Origin of the sequence: Shewanella sp. MSW (assembly GCF_007636515.1) — a bacterium.
GTDB classification, from domain to species: domain Bacteria; phylum Pseudomonadota; class Gammaproteobacteria; order Enterobacterales; family Shewanellaceae; genus Shewanella; species Shewanella indica.
Window position 1 is genome coordinate 225605 of sequence record NZ_LVDR01000006.1, and the last position, 16961, is coordinate 242565.

Genomic DNA, 16961 nt, shown 5'->3' on the forward strand with positions numbered 1-16961 from the left:
CTCTTCCACAACACAGAACACATTGTGTGCCATAGTGAATCGATAAACTCACTTTTTAGCAAGGGAGTTATGAAATAAAACACGTCATTGCCAATAAAAAACCAGGGGACAGGGGCAATCCAAGCACCATAAGACGAACTGGCGCTAGCCCTGGCACGCCAAAAGGGGATGGTCGGAGATGAGCAAAAGGAACTTAACTTCCTGATACCGGAAGAGCTGGAACAGTCCATAGCCCCAAAGCTTGAGTCGCTGACGATTGAAAATCTGCTGCGCAACGCCATTCGCTACTGCCATGCCCAGGTAAATAACTGCGCCGAGGCCAAGGGGTCATGGGTAGAAATAAGCCTTACTAACAACGGCCATATTCAGACCAGCAATCGTATCCAAGGTGGATCGAGGTCGTCATCCATTTACCACACGCCTGAGACCTTCAGGCTCATCTTCAAGCCGGGGTTGGCGGCTTAGCCAGGCGGCAAACTGTTGTTTGGAGGGACTGCGCTTATCTGAGTGCCCCATCAGATGGATCAGCGCATAACTGAACTGGTAATAGAGCTGCGGGTCGTCGTGGGCCTTGCAGGCATCGTCGGTATTGATCATGGCGCCACGCAGATAACTCATCACCAGCTCGACCCGATCGAATCCTGGCACCTCTCCCACAGCGGAAATAGTCTTGGCATTCCACTGCATATATTCATCGAAACGTCTTTCACAGCCATGCCGATAAAACTCGGTCGCCAATAGCAACAGGGCTTGATTTGGCATTATCCGCTCAATGACAAATTTATTTGTCGACAATACTTCATAGAGCCGCTGACAATGATGAAATATAAACCTTTCCAGAGGGTCTTTATATTGTATTTCATCCTGTTTGGCCTGCTTGAGCCAATACTCATATTCACTGCAAGCCACTGCCACCATGAGATCGGCTTCTGTAGTGAAATGATTATATACAGTGCCTTTGGATATTTGACTGGCTTCAACAAGATGAGAACGACATAAACCGAAAGTCTTCTGTCCTCTTAAACAACGTTGCGCCACTTCAACCAAAAAGTTTCCTCGTCGTTCCCATTTTCCCATTGGCCACTCCTGAGCAAAGCTTAAATACAAACTCTCCCAACTTCACAATAAAATAGTAACAAGCTTTATGCGACTGCGATATTGAGTAATACTGATACCATTATGAGTCACGCCAATAGCCAATGTTAAAAATAGAATTGCTCGAGAGTTTTATTGCTGTGGCCGAATGCGGCAATTTATCCAAGGCTGCAGAAAAAGTCTGCCGCACCCCGTCAGCATTAAGCTTACAGATCAAAAAGCTGGAAGAAAGTGTCGGCCAACCCTTGTTGCTCCGAGACAATCGAGGCGTAGTGCTGACCGAATCCGGCAATACCCTGCTCAACTACGCCTATAAGATGATGCAACTCAACACCCAAGCCTTGGATGAGCTGAAAGACTGCCAGAATCGCGAAGTGATTCGCCTCGGCGTTCCCACTGATTATATTACCTATTATCTGGACAACTGCCTGCTGGAATTTGTTCGTGAGTTCACCTGTATTGAGTTGGTCATAGACACAGATGTCAGCGGCAATCTGTATAAGCGGTTGCATCAAGGGGAATTCGACCTGATAGTGGCGACCCATTGGCAGCCTCCAGTGCAGGGAGAGCTCCTGTTCGAACGGCGTTTTCATTGGGTTGCCGCCAAGAACGGCAGTGCCCATAAACGGGAAACGATTCCCATGGCACTTTACCCGGAAAACTGCCCCATCAGAGCTCAGGTGTTTGCCAACCACCAACTGTCAATGCGACCCATCAATGTGCTGCTTTCCACCCCCTCTCCCCAAGCCTTGTGCATGGCGGTTGAAAATGATTTGAGCATAGCTCCGATTGCCGAATTCAGGATCAACGACAAGATGCAGATCCTCGATCCCATAGAGCATGATCTCCCTCCCTTGCCCGTGTTCAATGAATCTCTCTATCTCAATCCGAAGAGCCAGACTGAAGCCTGCAATCAACTCATCGCCCTGTTGAAGGCCAATCTCAAAAAACAGAAACACGACCGTAGAATAAGATGAAAGCCGGCTAATGCCGGCTTTCATCTTGATTAACTACCACTTGAGCTTACTCAGATCGCACTGAATGGTTTCGCCCTTTTTGGCCGGCGTACCCGGCTGCTGCGCTGATTCACACAAGAGTGTTGTACCATAGTCATTGCGTTTGTCGTGGGCATTGCTTCTGGCCCAAACCGAGACTATCGCTCTCTCTTCCGGCTTGGCTTCGCAGCTACCATCAACATCGAAGGCATGGATGGTGTTCTGGTGAAAATACAACAGGGGATCGCGTTCGCTGCTGCCGGAAAGCCACATGGCATCGACATTGGGTTGCCCGGCATCGAAGCGGACCCGGCGCATCTTGTCATTCTCTTTTACAGTTTCCAACAAAGGTGAATCTGCTTTGATTGCCAGGCTCTTGAACTGATTGGTGCAAGCCGGCAGCCTCATGTTGTAGTACATTTCAGAAATGGCATGGTTGTGAAACGGGTAAAGAGTATCGACCGACTGTACTGTCATACCTACTTCGGCGCCGACTTTCTCACCATTGATGCTGTCAATTCTCAGTAGTCCCCAGTGACCGAAGATCTCTGCATAAGCATAACCGCCACGAACATTATTGTAGTTCTTGTCATTGCGCTTGCTTTCTTCGGCATACATGGGGAACCAACCGGCAGCGGCCCACAGGTTGGGCAAGGCGTTGGCGCTGATGTCATAGGGGAAAGCCGATGGCATCTTCACCTCATCACCTGTGACCATTTTATAGAAGTTATCAGTAAAGATTTTTCCCTGCTTTTGCACCTGTTTATTGGTGACTTTCTGCTTGAAGAATTCATTAAAGCTCATGCGTTTCGCCCACTGAGCCACGGGGGATTTTTGCTCCAGTTCCCCACCTGGGCTGTAGATCCAATTGACATCACGGCGAGCCCCGAAACAAGTTTTGGCACTTTGGGGATTGTGCAATACCTGATAGATATTTTTCACCATCAGCTGCATATCGCGGCGCTCCATTACGCAGAACTTTTGCCCGCCGGCACTGGTGTCGTAAATAGCCTCATCCGAGTTCAGGCAATGAGCTTGCTCGCCATTGGTAAGCGCCTGGGCAAAGCCATTTAAATAACGCAAGGTTTCATCCCAGAGAATATCGACATACTTTTGATCTTGTTTGGAATACTCTGGCGTTTCACCCAAACAAACAAAACTTGCATTTTCAATATCAGCCGGGGCCAAAAAATCCGGTAATTTTTCCGCCATCGCTGTATTGGAAATCAGCAATGAAATTAATATTAGTTTCTTATTCATCACCTGGAACCTCAATTATATTTCGAGTAAATATCAGGCAAAGCATATACTTGGAATCCATTCCAAAAATGTTGTCTGAACACAGGCAACAAAAAAGATAACAGAATGAAAAAGAGTTGTGAGCCAGCAAACAAAAAAGGCCCACTTGTGATCAAGTGAGCCTATCATAGAATTAAAACAGCCATTGCAGGGACTGTTTTAATCAAAGATATTTACGGGTCACGCTGCCGGTGGAGGAAACTTGAGGCAGCATATAACCCCTTTCATTATTCCTTATGTTTATCGTATTTAAAGGTATGGCAATTACTGCACAGAGGTTTTTTAGGCTGGTGTTCACCATGACACTCAACACAAGGCAGATCTTTACCATAATGCAAGTTGTCATGAGGATTTTGCCATCTTTCCTCACCACTGCGGGCTGTCTTTTTTGCCAGCTCATCGACATCGTGGCACTTAAGGCAGGCACCATCTGAAGGGTACTGCTTAAGCCCTTGGTCGTGACATACCTTGCAATCCTTGCCTATCACTGCCTTATGATAATCGCGCTGCTGAACGGCATGAACCGATACCGAAGTTAGCCCTGCCAACAGCAGTGCCCATACTAAGTTTGCTTTCTTCATTATTGAGTCCTCTCTCACCGTTCAATTCAGGCTTGCATCATGCTGCGGGCCGCAGTCATACCCATCACCATACATTCGGGGATAGAGCAGCTTCCCAGGCGGCTAACGCCGTGGATGCCGCCACACACTTCCCCTGCGGCATAGAGTCCGGCAACCGGCTTACCTGTGAGGCTGTCTTTGACTTCAGCCTTGGTGTTCACCTGGACTCCGCCCTGGCAGTAATGCACCTTGGGCCACAGACGCACCACAGTGAAAGGCGCTTCAATATACTTATCTTTTGCCTTGGTCATGTTCTTGCCAAACTGCTTGTCTTCACCGCTCTTGACGTAGCGGTTGTACTCTTCGATTTGTGCCTTAAGCGGTTTCAAAGGCACCTCAAAGTGTTTGGCCAGAGCCTCCAGTGAGTCAAACTTCCAACCCACATTGTATTTGAGCACCTTGGCGGTATTGGGGTGCTGTTTGGAGTCCTTGTAGCTGGTGATCAAGATAGGTGGCAGCGGTTCTCCCTTGGCGTCGCGACAGGCCAACTCGGCATCGGCTCGGGTCTTGCGGTCGGCAATTTCATTCATAAAGCGCTTACCTGTCATGCGGTTAATCGCTATTGAATGAGGGAAGTTGAAGATGGAATAGTTGGAGACATAACCAAAACCGCCCTCATCGGGGGAGGCCCAGGGCCCGGACTGAATATGTGCCAGATGCACAGGCACAGCGCCGAGACGGAACATCTCCAACATACCTTCACCTGTGGCGCCGGGAGTATTGGTACAACCCACTTCATGGGTCAGAGTCGGATCCTGCGCCATTCGCAGGCCGATATTCTGGGCAAAGCCACCGGTTGCCATCAAGACACCGCGCTTGGACTTGATATACACCAACTTGCCAGAGTCCTCTTCGCCGAAGTAATAACCCTGACGCATCTTCACCCCTTCGATGCGACCATCCTTGCCGAGGACAAAGCCCTCAAACTTGGAGCGGTTATGGGTCTTGACTCCTATCCGCTGGCACTCTTTATACAAAGGCTGGGTAATACCTGCACCGCAACTGACCGCGGTTTGATAAGTACGGGCAACCGAGTGCCCCCCCAATTGTTGCAGGTAAGGATGGTATTCGGCGCCGGCATCCAGGGTCATCTGCAAGGCTTCCACCGCGTGTGAAGCCACATGACGCAGCAGTTCCTCATCGGCGATACCCCTGCCCGATTTCAACTGATCGGCAACCATCTGTTCTACTGAGTCCTTGACACCTTCCTGTTGCTGCATAGGTGTACCCGGCGCGGCGAACAAGCCACCGTTAATAGCAGAGTTACCACCGAAATAAGGCATTTTTTCAAAGATATGCACATCTTTGGCGCCTTTGCGGGTCGCCTCAATGGCCGCTGCCAAACCGGCAAACCCTGAACCGATAATCAGCACTTCAACTTCTTTATCCCAACTCACATCCGTGGCTTTTTCCGATACAGCCAATACGGGAGCAGCCACGGCAACTCCGGCAGCGGCGCCAACGCCCTTAATAAAGTTACGGCGTCCCAGCAGATCTACTTTGCTCATCTGTCATCACCTTTTTCGTTTTAATCGACACTGGCATCTTAGGGGTGGAATCAATTCCAAAACGGGAGTTAAGCGCCAGTTGCTTTTTAAACAAAAAGGCAACATTTAAAAATGACATCTGGCTTGGGTTTTAACTGTAAAGCCGGACAAGTGACATTCTTTGGAACGGTTTCCAAACTTCGCCACAGCCCACAAGACAGGCATGAAATCAGGGGGGAAATGAGAGCGACTGATAAACCGCTATGACTTTGGCTCTTTCTCAAGCTCAAAAACTAATCTAAGGCAAAGTTAGCCAAGCACTGACTCAATAGAATGAATATAAACATAAAAGCTGGGTTGAAGCCGTATTGCTGGGGCCTAACTGTATTCAGGACAAGTCACAACAAACTGTTGGGGGCCCAGAGGCCCCTTTAGGCGAGGATCAGCCGACTTTAATCAGAGTGCGGCCGCTGATTTCACCTTTAACGATTTGCGCTGCGGCCTCGGGGACCTGCTCCAGAGTGATTTCATGGCAAGCCTCTTGATAGTAACTCTCAGGCAGTAAAGCCACTATCTGCTCCCAGGCAGCGCGGCGCTTGGCGGCCGGGCACTGCACCGAGTCGATTCCCAGTAGGCTGACGCCACGAAGAATAAAGGGCATTACCGTGGTTGGCAGGGCAAAGCCACCCGCCAGGCCGCAAATCGCGGCAACCCCAGCATAATTCAGCTGTGATAATGCGCTGGCCAGCACCTTGTTCCCTACGGTATCCACTACGGCGGCCCAGCGCTGTTTATCCAATGGTCTGGCATCCTGCTCAAGCTCGCTGCGCTCAATTAAATCACTGGCACCAAGCTGCTTGAGCCAGGCCGCATTCTGCTCCAGGCGACCTGTGCTGGCGACAACCTTAAAGCCGAGTTTAGCCAGCAGCGTCACGGCCACCGAGCCGACACCACCACTGGCGCCGGTTACCAGCACCTCGCCATCTTCCGGTTTGATCCCAGCTTGCTGCAACGCTTGTACACACAGCATGGCCGTAAGGCCGGCGGTGCCTATCATCATCGACTTGGCGGCTGTGCAACCCAGTGGCATAGGCACCAGCCAGTCACCCTTGACTCTGGCACGCTCGGCCATGCCACCCCAATGGTTTTCACCAACGCCCCAGCCGGTGAGGATCACTTCATCGCCTGGCTGATAGTCAGGATGGGCCGACTCTCGCACCACACCGGCAAAGTCGATACCCGGTACCATGGGGAATTGACGAATAATCTTGCCAAGCCCGGTCACCGCCAGGCCGTCTTTGTAGTTCAGCGAACTGTAGGCAACATCGACCAGGACATCCCCCTCAGGCAGATCGCTGTCTTGCAACTGAGTGACTTGAGCCTGGGTCCGTTTATCGTTTTGGGTCAATACCAGTGCCTTAAACATGATTACCGCTCCTGCTGTTAAAAATACAAATTCAAGACTAATGGAAAAAAACGCGACGGGACACAAGAGCATTAGCAGAGTGTCGAGGCGTGCAACTCATGGGTTATTTCGCAGCTTGGTTCACATTCGATAATCCCAATCTGTTGCCCTGGCCTCATTACTTGGCTCTACCACTGCGGAATTATTAACGAAATACCAACATCTAAAACTACTTCAGCGCCAACGCCTTAAGCTTACGGTATAGGGTGTTGCGGCTAATCCCCAAGCGGCGTGCCGCTTCACTGACGTTACCATTGCAAGCCAGCCAGGTGTCGCGAATTTGCGTCTGCATTTGGCGGTGCAGATTGTTGCCCGGCGCGGGTACCAAATCGGTCACAGTCTCTTCTGTAGCCACCAAGGTCTGCTGCAGACTCTCAGGCAGCGTTTGCCAGTTGAGCTCAGGGAACTCTTCGGCCATCAAACAGGCTACCTGCATCAGGTTATCCAGCTCCCGTAGGTTTCCCGGCCAATGATATTCCAGCAATCGCTGCTCCAGCAAAGGACACAGGCTTTGGGGCCGAACTCGATAGCGCTGGTGCAATTTGTGGATCAGACGCCGCAGGTCGCTTCGCTGGCGCAATGCAGGCAGTGTGACCTGCAAACCATTGAGCCGGTAATAGAGATCGGCGCGAAAGGCCCCCTGCTGCACCAATGCCGGTAAGTCCATATGAGTGGCGGCAATCACCTGAATGTCGACGCTATGTGCCTGATTACTGCCAATGGGCACCACCTCGCGCTCCTGCAACACCCTCAGCAAACGGCTCTGGGCCGCCAGGGGCATCTCGCCGATTTCATCCAGAAACAGGGTTCCCTGGTGCGCCTGACGTATTTTGCCGACATATCCCTGCCTGGAAGCTCCGGTAAAGGCACCCGCCTGATAACCAAACAGCTCTGATTCCACCAGCTCCGCCGGGATCGCGGCGCAGTTAACCGCCACAAAAGGCTGCTGATGCCTGGAACTTTGCACATGCAGCTGTTTGACAAACTGCTCCTTGCCCACTCCGGTTTCCCCGAGGATCAGCAAAGGGATATTTCGTACCAACACCTTACGCGCCTGCTGCCAGGCTTGATCCAACCTGGGTTCTTTAAAAGCAGCGCTGCTTTCTCTGCTCTGGCTTTCTCGGCTCTGGCTCGCTCGAACCACAGGCTTGGTATGTTGAGGCTGCTCCAACGCCTGGGTTCTGAACACCAATCCCTGCTGCAAGCGGCCGCTGCCCCGGCTCAATACCTGAGGGGACAAGGCCTGGTGAATTTGACCCAGGTTGATGCCTTTGAGTAGTTGCCTTGCCATAGGGTTGGCGCCCAGCACCCGTCCATCAAGGTCGAGCACCAACACGCCTTGCCAACCTGAATGCAGCAGGGCCTGCTGCGGCGCCAGATCCAATCGAACAGCAGCGCCGGGAAGTCGGCACAATAAGGCCAGCTCCAACTGCTGCGCCAAACTGGACACCAAAATGGCTGTCTTTGGGGTATGGATTTGCTGCTCACTGGTGATATCCAAGGCTCCCAGCAACTCACCGTCCGGGGAGAACAGCGGGCTGGCGGTGCAACTCATAAATCTGTGGCTCTTGATAAAGTGCTGCTCACCGATAACCGAAACACACTGGCGTTCGCTGAGTGCCGCGGCTATGGCATTGGTTCCCTTGTATTGCTCCAGCCAGTTGACCCCGGTATCCAGGGCAATATTGGCCAGCTTTTGTGAGTAGCGGCTCACGCCCCAGTGCTGCAGCACAAAACCTTGAGGATCCGAGAGGATGAGCCGACTCTGGGTTCGCCCCATAAGTTGATTGAACAGTGGCAGAGCACTGTGCTCCACGGCTTGCAGCAGCCGGCCATGGCGCTGGCGCCGCTCATCAAGAGCAGCAGTATTGAGCCTGAGTTCATCGGGTATGGCAGCGGGATTGAGCCCAGCCCCCTGGCAACGTTGCCAGGAAGCCGATAACCAGGATTGGGAATGGGTCTTGAGTGTCATAGCCCTGCTCCATTCTGGTACACCTGTGTGTACCTTTTTGCCACAGTTTGCGCGATAGACAACTCGAGTACCCGGCACCACGCCAAGATACAGCAATCGCAAATTTAGTTTTTCATCATACTGTTAGCACAATAAATGAACAAGCAGGCTAACACTGGCCCGGCCTTTGCGTTTACCTGAGCCAAGGCCGCTGTGGCCGAACAGATAAATACAAGAAAAACCTTTCAACAAGACGAGGAAACTCACCATGATTTATGCCCAACCCGGCACTCAGGGTGCCCTGCTGCAGTTCAAGGACAAGTACGACAATTTTATTGGTGGAAAGTGGCTCGCGCCGGTTGGCGGACAATACTTTGATAACCGTACCCCGGTCACCGGCGAAGTCTTCTGTCAGGCCGCCCGCTCTGATGCCCGGGATATCGAGCTGGCGTTGGATGCGGCCCATGCCGCCAAAGAGAGCTGGGGTAAGACTTCAGTCACCGAACGGGCCAATCTGTTACTGCGCATTGCCGATCGAGTAGAGCAGAGGTTGGAGATGCTGGCAGTGGCCGAAACCTGGGAAAACGGTAAGGCGGTCAGGGAAACCCTCAATGCCGATTTACCCCTGTTGGTGGACCACTTCCGTTACTTTGCCGGCTGTATTCGCGCGCAGGAAGGCAGTGCTGCCGATATTGATGCCACCACGGTCAGCTATCACTTTCCCGAACCTTTGGGCGTGGTTGGGCAGATCATTCCCTGGAACTTTCCACTCTTGATGGCGGCCTGGAAGATAGCCCCGGCACTGGCGGCCGGCAACTGTATCGTACTCAAGCCGGCGGAGCAGACACCGGTTTCCATCATGGTACTGCTGGAGCAGATTCAAGATTTGCTGCCTGCCGGGGTGCTTAATGTCGTCAACGGCTTTGGCGCCGAGGCGGGTCAAGCGTTGGCCACCAGCAAACGCATCGCCAAGTTGGCTTTCACGGGGTCAACCGAAGTGGGTTATCACATACTCAAGTGCGCCGCCGAGTCACTGATCCCCTCGACCGTTGAGCTGGGCGGAAAATCCCCCAACATCTATTTCGCCGATGTCCTGGAACAGGAAGACGACTATCTGGATAAGGCGGTCGAAGGCATGTTGCTGGCCTTTTTCAACCAGGGTGAAGTCTGCACCTGCCCCAGCCGGGTACTGATCCAGGAGTCCATCTACGACAAGTTTATCGAGCGGGTCATCGCCAGAGCCCAGAGTATCAAACAGGGAGATCCGCTGGATACCGACACTCAGGTCGGCGCTCAAGCGTCACAGGAGCAGTTTGACAAGATTCTCAGCTATCTGGAAATTGGCCGCAATGAAGGCGCCAAAGTACTGCTTGGCGGTCAGGCCAACAGCCTGCCGGGTTCCCGGAGTCAGGGCTATTATGTTACCCCGACAATACTCAGCGGCCATAACCGGATGCGGGTATTTCAGGAGGAGATCTTTGGCCCAGTGGTGGCTGTAACCACCTTCAAAGATGAAGCAGAAGCACTCAGCATTGCCAACGACACTCAGTATGGTTTGGGTGCCGGCGTCTGGACCCGGGATATGAATCGGGCACAGCGTATGGGGCGGGGGATCCAAGCAGGACGAGTCTGGATCAACTGCTATCATGCCTATCCGGCACATGCCGCTTTCGGAGGATACAAGAAGTCAGGTATCGGCCGGGAGACCCACAAAATGATGCTGTCTCACTACCAAAATACCAAAAATCTGCTGGTGAGTTACTCCACCAGTCCCTTGGGTTTCTTCTAAATCAAACACAGTCAAAACAAGCCCGGCTTCTGTCGGGCTTTTCATTGCACAAAACTAATACATTAAATTAACATTTGCGAATACAAAGAATATCAACAGATCAACTATTGAAAGAGATTTTCACAAATACTAGTATTGTTTAGCTACAACAAGAAACATAAATAACAATATCTAAACAATTTCATAGGGAGTTGGTATGTTAAAAGAGAAATTGCTGGCGAACGCCATTCGCTTTTCACTTTTTGCAGCAACGGGTTTTGCTTCTCTGGCAGTGGCCTCTCCGGCCATGGCAGAGGAACAAAATGAGCAGCAGATTGAAAAAATCCAGGTAACAGGTTCACGCATTATGCGTGAGGGCGCTATTGCCCCCAGCCCGGTTACCGTTATTTCGGGCGAGTCTCTGATTAAAACAGGGGCCGTTAACATAGGTGAAGCACTCAACGAACTGCCAGCTCTGGCAAACACTTACTCACTGGCCAACTCGGGAAGCTCTATCGGTACTGCCGGTCTGAACTTGTTGGATCTGCGTGGCATGGGCGCAGCCAGAACCCTGGTACTGGTCGATGGCAAGCGTCATGTGGCCAGTAGCCCAGGCACATCCTCTGTCGACGTGAACACCATTCCAACCGAATGGGTCGATAGTGTTGAAATCATCACTGGTGGCGCCTCGGCGATTTACGGTGCCGATGCGGTTACCGGTGTTGTTAACTTCAAGATGAAGAAGAAGATTGAAGGCTTCTCAGCCTCTGCTGCCGCCGGTATTGCCGATGACAGCGACTACAATAACCAGCGCTTCAGTCTGGCCTATGGTTCCAACTTTGATAATGATCGCGGTAACGCGGCTATCTCGGTCGAATACTCACAGCAAGATCGCCTCGGAATGCTGGAACGTGACCAAACAGCGGTTTCTTGGAGCGAGCTCAATAATACTATCGATGACAGCACTGTTAAGCAGCTGCTGCCAAATGCCGGTTACTGGGGGATCAATAATGCCGGTGTTGTTGGCTTCTATGGCGGAACACCGGGTTATTATAGCTTCAACCCGGACGGTACTCCGAAAACTATTGGTCTAGGTGAAATCACGGACGGTATAAAATGTGCCGGTGAGGGTTGTGACTATATCAACCTGCGTCAGTGGGAAGAACTGCAGCCCGAGTTTGATCGTACCACCATCAACTTCAAGACCAACTATGACTTTACCGATAACCTGAACGGTTATTTCGAGGCTAAGTGGAGCCGAACCAATGCCACCACTTCAGGGCAACCGGCGTTCTTCTTCTTCAGAGATGACTATACGACAGTAACCCGTGATAACCCCTACGTTTCCGATGAACTTGGCGCTTTGATGGATCAGGTCGGCTCAGACTCTGTGGTAGTCAACCGCTTTATGTCGGATCTGGGTCCCCGCACCGAAGATGATGAGCGTACCACCCAAAGGTATGTGCTCGGTCTAAATGGTATAGTGCTGGAAGATTGGGAGATGGAAGCCTATGCCATCTATGGTCAGACAGAGCAGACCCGTACCAATTACAACAACTTGATCTATAAAAATTTCCAGCAGTCTGTAGATGCTATTCGCGATCCTGTCAGCGGCGAAATTGTCTGTCGTGACACAGATGCCCAGGCCGCAGGTTGTGTGCCCGTCAATCTGTTTGGTGACGGAGCGGTAACCCGCGAAGCTGCCGACTGGTTCAGTACTACCACTACAGGTAAATTCAAAATCGAGCAGTATGTAATCGGCGGCTCTATGTCCAACTCTGCCCTGTTTGAGCTGCCTGCCGGTATGGTAGGTTTCGCTTCCGGTATCGAATACCGCAAGGAAAAGAGTCAGAACAACGAAGATCCATTTGCCGCTACCGGCGCCACCTTCTTTAACGCCCTGCAGAGTGAAGGCGGTGATTTCGATGTCAAAGAAATCTATGCCGAGATCTCTGTGCCGCTGCTGGAAGACCTACCTGGTATCCAGAACCTGACTCTGGATGGCGCGGTCCGCTACGCTGACTACTCCACCATTGGCGATGCTACCAGTTGGAAGTTGGGTCTGGACTGGACCATCATAGATTCGCTGCGCCTGCGTTCGACTCTGTCTACCGCTCTGCGCGCCCCTAACATCAGCGAATACTATGGTGCCCAAGGTCAGAACTTCTTCAATGTTGATGACACCTGTAAAACCAGCGAACTGGCCAAGGTAACTCCAGAGCAACGAGCGATTCGTGCTGCCAACTGCGCCGCACTCGGGGTACCAACTGATTTCGATTCCAGCTATGACAGCGCAACCCTCGAAGGGGTTTCCGGTGGTAATGACCAGTTGGAGCCTGAAGAGTCTGACAGCTACACTGTCGGTCTGGTTTATCAGCCTTCATTCGTTGAAGGTCTGGTGATGACGGTGGATTACTGGAACATTGAAATCACAGATGCTATCGCCAATATCGCTGCTCAGGATATTATCAATCGCTGTATCGACTCCCCCACAGGGGTCAACAACCAATACTGTGATTTGCTCACCCGTGACGCCACCTCACACGAGATCACTAACATCACTCAGATTGTGCAGAATATAGCCAAGCAGGAAGCCTCAGGGGTCGACTTCGAAATCGGTTATGACTTCCCGCTATTTGGCGGTGACCTGCGCACCAACCTACTGGGTACCTATCTAATCGAGCGCAACGAATATCCCTTCCAGGATGATTCCTCCGATTATGAAGAGTATGCCGGCACGATAGGTGAAGCACAGTGGCAAGGTCAGTTGGTACTGAACTACAGCTACGACGCCTGGAACCTGAACTGGAAGACACGTTATCTGGACTCGGTAGATCTGTATACTCCGCAGTTCAACGCCGACTATGACGTGCCTTACTCCAATGTCATGAGCTATGGTTCATACAGTGTTACCGACTTGTATGCCACCTACACCATGGACAATGGTCTGGAGTTCGGTCTCGGGATAGACAACGCATTCGACCGTGACCTGCCAGGCAGCACCACTGGTACAGGTACCGGCAGCGCCAGCTATGACAACATAGGTCGCTTCTATTACCTGACTGTCAAATACGAGATGTAAGCAATTACCTCGCCTGAAAAAGCCCCTTAAGGGGCTTTTTTACTTTCTAGCGACTTTGCATTCTCACTGAGAGAGTACACTCCTTAGCGGAATGGTATAATGCCCGCATCTGCATGCAATAAGGTCAACCCGTGTTCCACATCGCCCTCTATGAACCCGAAATTGCCCCCAATACCGGCAACATTATCCGTCTCTGCGCCAACAACGGCTGCGAGCTACACCTGATAGAGCCTTTGGGCTTTGATCTGGAAGAGAAAAAACTGCGCCGGGCCGGGCTGGATTATGGCGATCTGACCCGAGTAAACCGCTACCCGGATTTCCCGCATTTTCTCGCGGCCATGGCGGGCAAACGCATTTTGGCTTGCACCACCAAGGGCAGTCGGCCACATTCTGAACTCGAGTATCGGCAAGGGGATGTGCTCTTATTTGGCCCCGAGACTCGCGGCCTGCCTCAGGAAATATTGCAAAGCATTGCTGCAGAGCACAGACTGAGGATCCCTATGGTGCCCACCAGCCGCAGCCTGAATCTTTCCAATGCAGTGGCTATCATCAGCTATGAAGCATGGCGTCAACAGGGTTTCAGCGGCGCTATATAAATCAGCGAGGTTGCAGTGAGATGGCTCTGTAGGTTTGATAGCTATCCGAGTCCTCATCCAGATAGTGCAGATTCTGGCGCCAGAGCCAGCCGTCATTGTCGGCTTCGAATAGCAGTTGGATCAGCGCCGGGCGTCCACCGGACCGCCCTTCACCCAGCAGGGAAAATCCGCCGCCCTGATGGTAAAGGGTGAAGGATTGAAAGCGTTCTTCGGTCACACCGTCAAAGTACCAGAGCCCCACACTAGGATCTTGGTCTCGAAACCACCAGGTTTCACTCAGGGGGTGGCGCACGCCCTCACTGACGCTGAGTAACAACTGTCGCTTATCTTTACTGCAGATGGCATCCAGGCTGAGCTCCTTCGGGGTTTGCCCCCTTTGGGCGCCATCCCCCTGCCAATGGCCATTGAGCGCTTCACAGAATTGGCTAAAGGAGGCCTTGCCGGCCCAGGCGGGTTGCCAGGCCAGAGCCAGGGAAATAATAAACAGGCGTAGAAAGTCAGAAGAGTTCGATATGGTTGTTGTTGTGCTTGAGATGTTCATCTTGATACTGGCTCAAAGCCTCGTGTAGTGGCATTCCCTGCAGCACAAGATCAAACATTTTGCGTTCACAGTCCAGCGAGTATGTCGACTTAATCGTACGCTGTAACATTTTCCAGGCATGTTCCGAGGTGCGACTATGCTCATCCCGCAGAACTTCTTCAGTCAGCGCCAGCCCGGTCACCACATGGTTGAGCCTTTGTGACAGACGATCATAGAACTGAAAAGCTACTATGCCTTCATTGACCTTACCGGCCAGATGGCGACCGTGATCAAGGATCTCGGCCGGAGTATTCTCCTGAGTTTCCAACCAGGCATTCACCTCACGCAATTGCTCCGCCATGTCGGTAAACAGACTCCCTAAACCGGTGACATTGTGTTCACCGTCAGTCAGGGTCAACTCTATCTGGGCTATCGACAACAACAAGAGTTTTACCGTTTCCGAGATATGCAGCCATTGGGCCGAATCGAGTACATCCAGAGTCGTGGGCGTTTCGAGCTGCTTGTTATTTGTCATGGGGATCTCTGTGGCTGAGTAGCAGGCATAAAGAAGTTTAGGACATAAAACGCCTTTTGCCTCTTTCCTGGCGCGCCGGCAAACGGCTACCCGCTGTCGTGACTATGAGTTAGTGCCCGGGGCGTTAGTACCCGGGGCGTTAGTGCCCGGGGCGTTAGTGCCCGGGAGCTTTTGAACTCCGCCAAGTCCCACAGTCGAATAGCGCCTGGAACAGATCAAAGTTTCCCGATAAACAGGTCGATAAATTTCTGTTTTCGTAGCAGATCTATTGCACAGTTTCTGCGACAATCAATGCCAATGCTGTTATTGCCGGAGATCTCATGCACAGACTCAAGAGCCGTATCATCAGAGAGTGGGATTTCAACCACAAAGGCTGGTTACTGGAGGCTGCCCGCTTCCTGGCCCTAGAACTACTGGCGTTAACTCTGTGGGATGAGTCTGAGGGTAAGCCGCTGCTGGCCATTTGGCCTACCGAGGCCGACTCCCCCGACTTGCTGCTGGATCTCACTCAATTTAAGGGGCATCCCCAGGTCTGCCTCTGGCGTCAACAACTCACCTTGGTGGATGAAACCGGGCTCTGGATCTGGCAGTCACCGGCAGAAGATCAGGCGCAGCACTACCCCTTTGCCAATCCGGACGTGCTTTCCATGACTGTGGAACAGCAACACTTCCACTTTCTGCCATTGCAGCTTTGCCCGCTGGATGACAACCAACTGCTACTGCGAATGAGTTCCCCCAATACCCGTAAGGGCCGAGCCATTTCCTGGCTATTTATCAAAGACGATCACTGTCACTTGGTCAACAGATACAAGGAGCCGGACGAACCTGAAATCGCCGCCTTAAAGCCAGGCAGCCCACTCTGGCTTGAAGCGATCCAGGTCTGTGACAAACAGATTTTCTGCCTCTGTCAGGGGCAATCGGCACCAGGCACTCAAGATACTATATTGGCAGAATACAAATATGGCCTGCCGGATAGCCTCTTGGGCAAGCTTTCCAAAATGCTCGGCAGTGGTCAGGAAAAAGATCTTCTATTGCAGTCGTCTCGCCGTCTGGCGCCAGGCAGCGCCCGCTTCAGCAATTGTGGGCCACAGTTGTGGTTAAGAACCAAGGGTAACAATCGTTTCGAGTGCCATTCACTGACCGAGGAGCAAAGCGCCTTTGAACTGGCACTAACCCAGGTTCAAAGTCTCGGTGACATCAAACCATCCAAGGCTCAGGTGAGCTTTATGGATAACAAGCTGTTTTTAGTGCACGACAAGCGCAGGTTGAATTTATGTGCAATTCAGGCTCGTAACCCTGTAAGCCCTTAAATGAAGGTACAGCTTGCTTAAGGCAGAAATCCTCTATCCCGGATTAATTAAGCGTTGGCGCATAAAAGGAAGCAAAGCGTGTAAGTAACTTGGTTATAAAACAAAAAAGGAAGCCGAAGCTTCCTTTTCAAAGTAACCTATCTCGCAATTAAGCGATGATCTTGGCTACAACACCAGCACCAACTGTACGGCCACCTTCACGGATTGCGAAGCGCAGACCTTCGTCCATCGCGATTGG

14 protein-coding genes are annotated in these 16961 nt (G+C 51.8%); 5 read left to right on the plus strand and 9 right to left on the minus strand.

All coding sequences use genetic code 11. The annotated features are described in order from the left end of the window. Positions 1-402: 402 nt before the first annotated feature. Positions 403-1077 carry a TetR/AcrR family transcriptional regulator gene (locus AYI96_RS08940; protein WP_039034716.1) on the minus strand — a complete coding sequence of 225 codons (675 nt, stop codon included), beginning with the start codon at positions 1075-1077 and terminating at the stop codon, positions 403-405. Between the two features lie 122 nt (positions 1078-1199). Here AYI96_RS08940 and AYI96_RS08945 point away from each other — a divergent pair, with 122 nt between their 5' ends. After that, positions 1200-2072, plus strand: a complete 873-nt coding sequence (locus AYI96_RS08945) for a LysR family transcriptional regulator (protein WP_144361457.1) — start codon at positions 1200-1202, stop codon at positions 2070-2072. A 33-nt stretch (positions 2073-2105) separates the two neighbouring features. Here the strand turns inward: AYI96_RS08945 and AYI96_RS08950 are convergent, their stop codons facing one another. The 5 genes from AYI96_RS08950 to AYI96_RS08970 form a co-directional block, all read right to left on the minus strand. Then, entirely contained in the window at positions 2106-3350 is a 1245-nt protein-coding gene (locus AYI96_RS08950) for a hypothetical protein (protein ID WP_144361458.1), read from the minus strand. Positions 3351-3616: 266 nt separating this feature from the next. Next, positions 3617-3970, minus strand: coding sequence for a cytochrome c3 family protein (locus AYI96_RS08955; RefSeq protein ID WP_039034718.1), 354 nt, complete (start codon positions 3968-3970; stop codon positions 3617-3619). A 26-nt stretch (positions 3971-3996) separates the two neighbouring features. Next, positions 3997-5517: a flavocytochrome c gene (locus AYI96_RS08960; RefSeq protein ID WP_071476352.1), complete on the minus strand. Its 1521-nt coding sequence runs from the start codon at positions 5515-5517 to the stop codon at positions 3997-3999. Positions 5518-5938: 421 nt separating this feature from the next. After that, positions 5939-6922 (minus strand): MDR family oxidoreductase, encoded by a 984-nt coding sequence (locus AYI96_RS08965; protein WP_144361459.1) that lies wholly within the window; start codon positions 6920-6922, stop codon positions 5939-5941. 208 nt (positions 6923-7130) lie between these two features. Further along, positions 7131-8933, minus strand: coding sequence for a sigma-54-dependent Fis family transcriptional regulator (locus AYI96_RS08970; RefSeq protein ID WP_144361460.1), 1803 nt, complete (start codon positions 8931-8933; stop codon positions 7131-7133). A 247-nt stretch (positions 8934-9180) separates the two neighbouring features. Here AYI96_RS08970 and AYI96_RS08975 point away from each other — a divergent pair, with 247 nt between their 5' ends. The 3 genes from AYI96_RS08975 to AYI96_RS08985 all read left to right on the plus strand — a co-directional run bounded on the left by AYI96_RS08975 (position 9181) and on the right by AYI96_RS08985 (position 14358). Continuing rightward, positions 9181-10701: an aldehyde dehydrogenase family protein gene (locus AYI96_RS08975; RefSeq protein WP_144361461.1), complete on the plus strand. Its 1521-nt coding sequence runs from the start codon at positions 9181-9183 to the stop codon at positions 10699-10701. A 196-nt stretch (positions 10702-10897) separates the two neighbouring features. Continuing rightward, a complete protein-coding gene (locus AYI96_RS08980; protein ID WP_083399802.1) occupies positions 10898-13762 on the plus strand; it encodes a TonB-dependent receptor plug domain-containing protein in 2865 nt (954 codons plus the stop codon). Positions 13763-13893: 131 nt separating this feature from the next. Further along, on the plus strand, positions 13894-14358 hold the full coding sequence (locus AYI96_RS08985; protein ID WP_144361462.1) for a tRNA (cytidine(34)-2'-O)-methyltransferase: 465 nt from the start codon (positions 13894-13896) through the stop codon (positions 14356-14358). A 1-nt stretch (position 14359) separates the two neighbouring features. Here AYI96_RS08985 and AYI96_RS08990 read toward each other — a convergent pair whose 3' ends face one another. Beyond that, positions 14360-14899: a hypothetical protein gene (locus AYI96_RS08990; protein WP_052248146.1), complete on the minus strand. Its 540-nt coding sequence runs from the start codon at positions 14897-14899 to the stop codon at positions 14360-14362. Next, positions 14856-15413 (minus strand): hypothetical protein, encoded by a 558-nt coding sequence (locus AYI96_RS08995; protein ID WP_144361463.1) that lies wholly within the window; start codon positions 15411-15413, stop codon positions 14856-14858. Before AYI96_RS08995 ends, AYI96_RS08990 begins: the two co-directional genes overlap by 44 nt. A gap of 320 nt (positions 15414-15733) precedes the next feature. On the opposite strand from AYI96_RS08995, the gene AYI96_RS09000 reads away from it, so the two are divergent. Continuing rightward, positions 15734-16723 carry a hypothetical protein gene (locus AYI96_RS09000; RefSeq protein ID WP_144361464.1) on the plus strand — a complete coding sequence of 330 codons (990 nt, stop codon included), beginning with the start codon at positions 15734-15736 and terminating at the stop codon, positions 16721-16723. A 148-nt stretch (positions 16724-16871) separates the two neighbouring features. Here AYI96_RS09000 and AYI96_RS09005 read toward each other — a convergent pair. Beyond that, positions 16872-16961: elongation factor Tu (locus AYI96_RS09005; protein ID WP_080286574.1), on the minus strand; the 90-nt coding region annotated here is incomplete at its 5' end.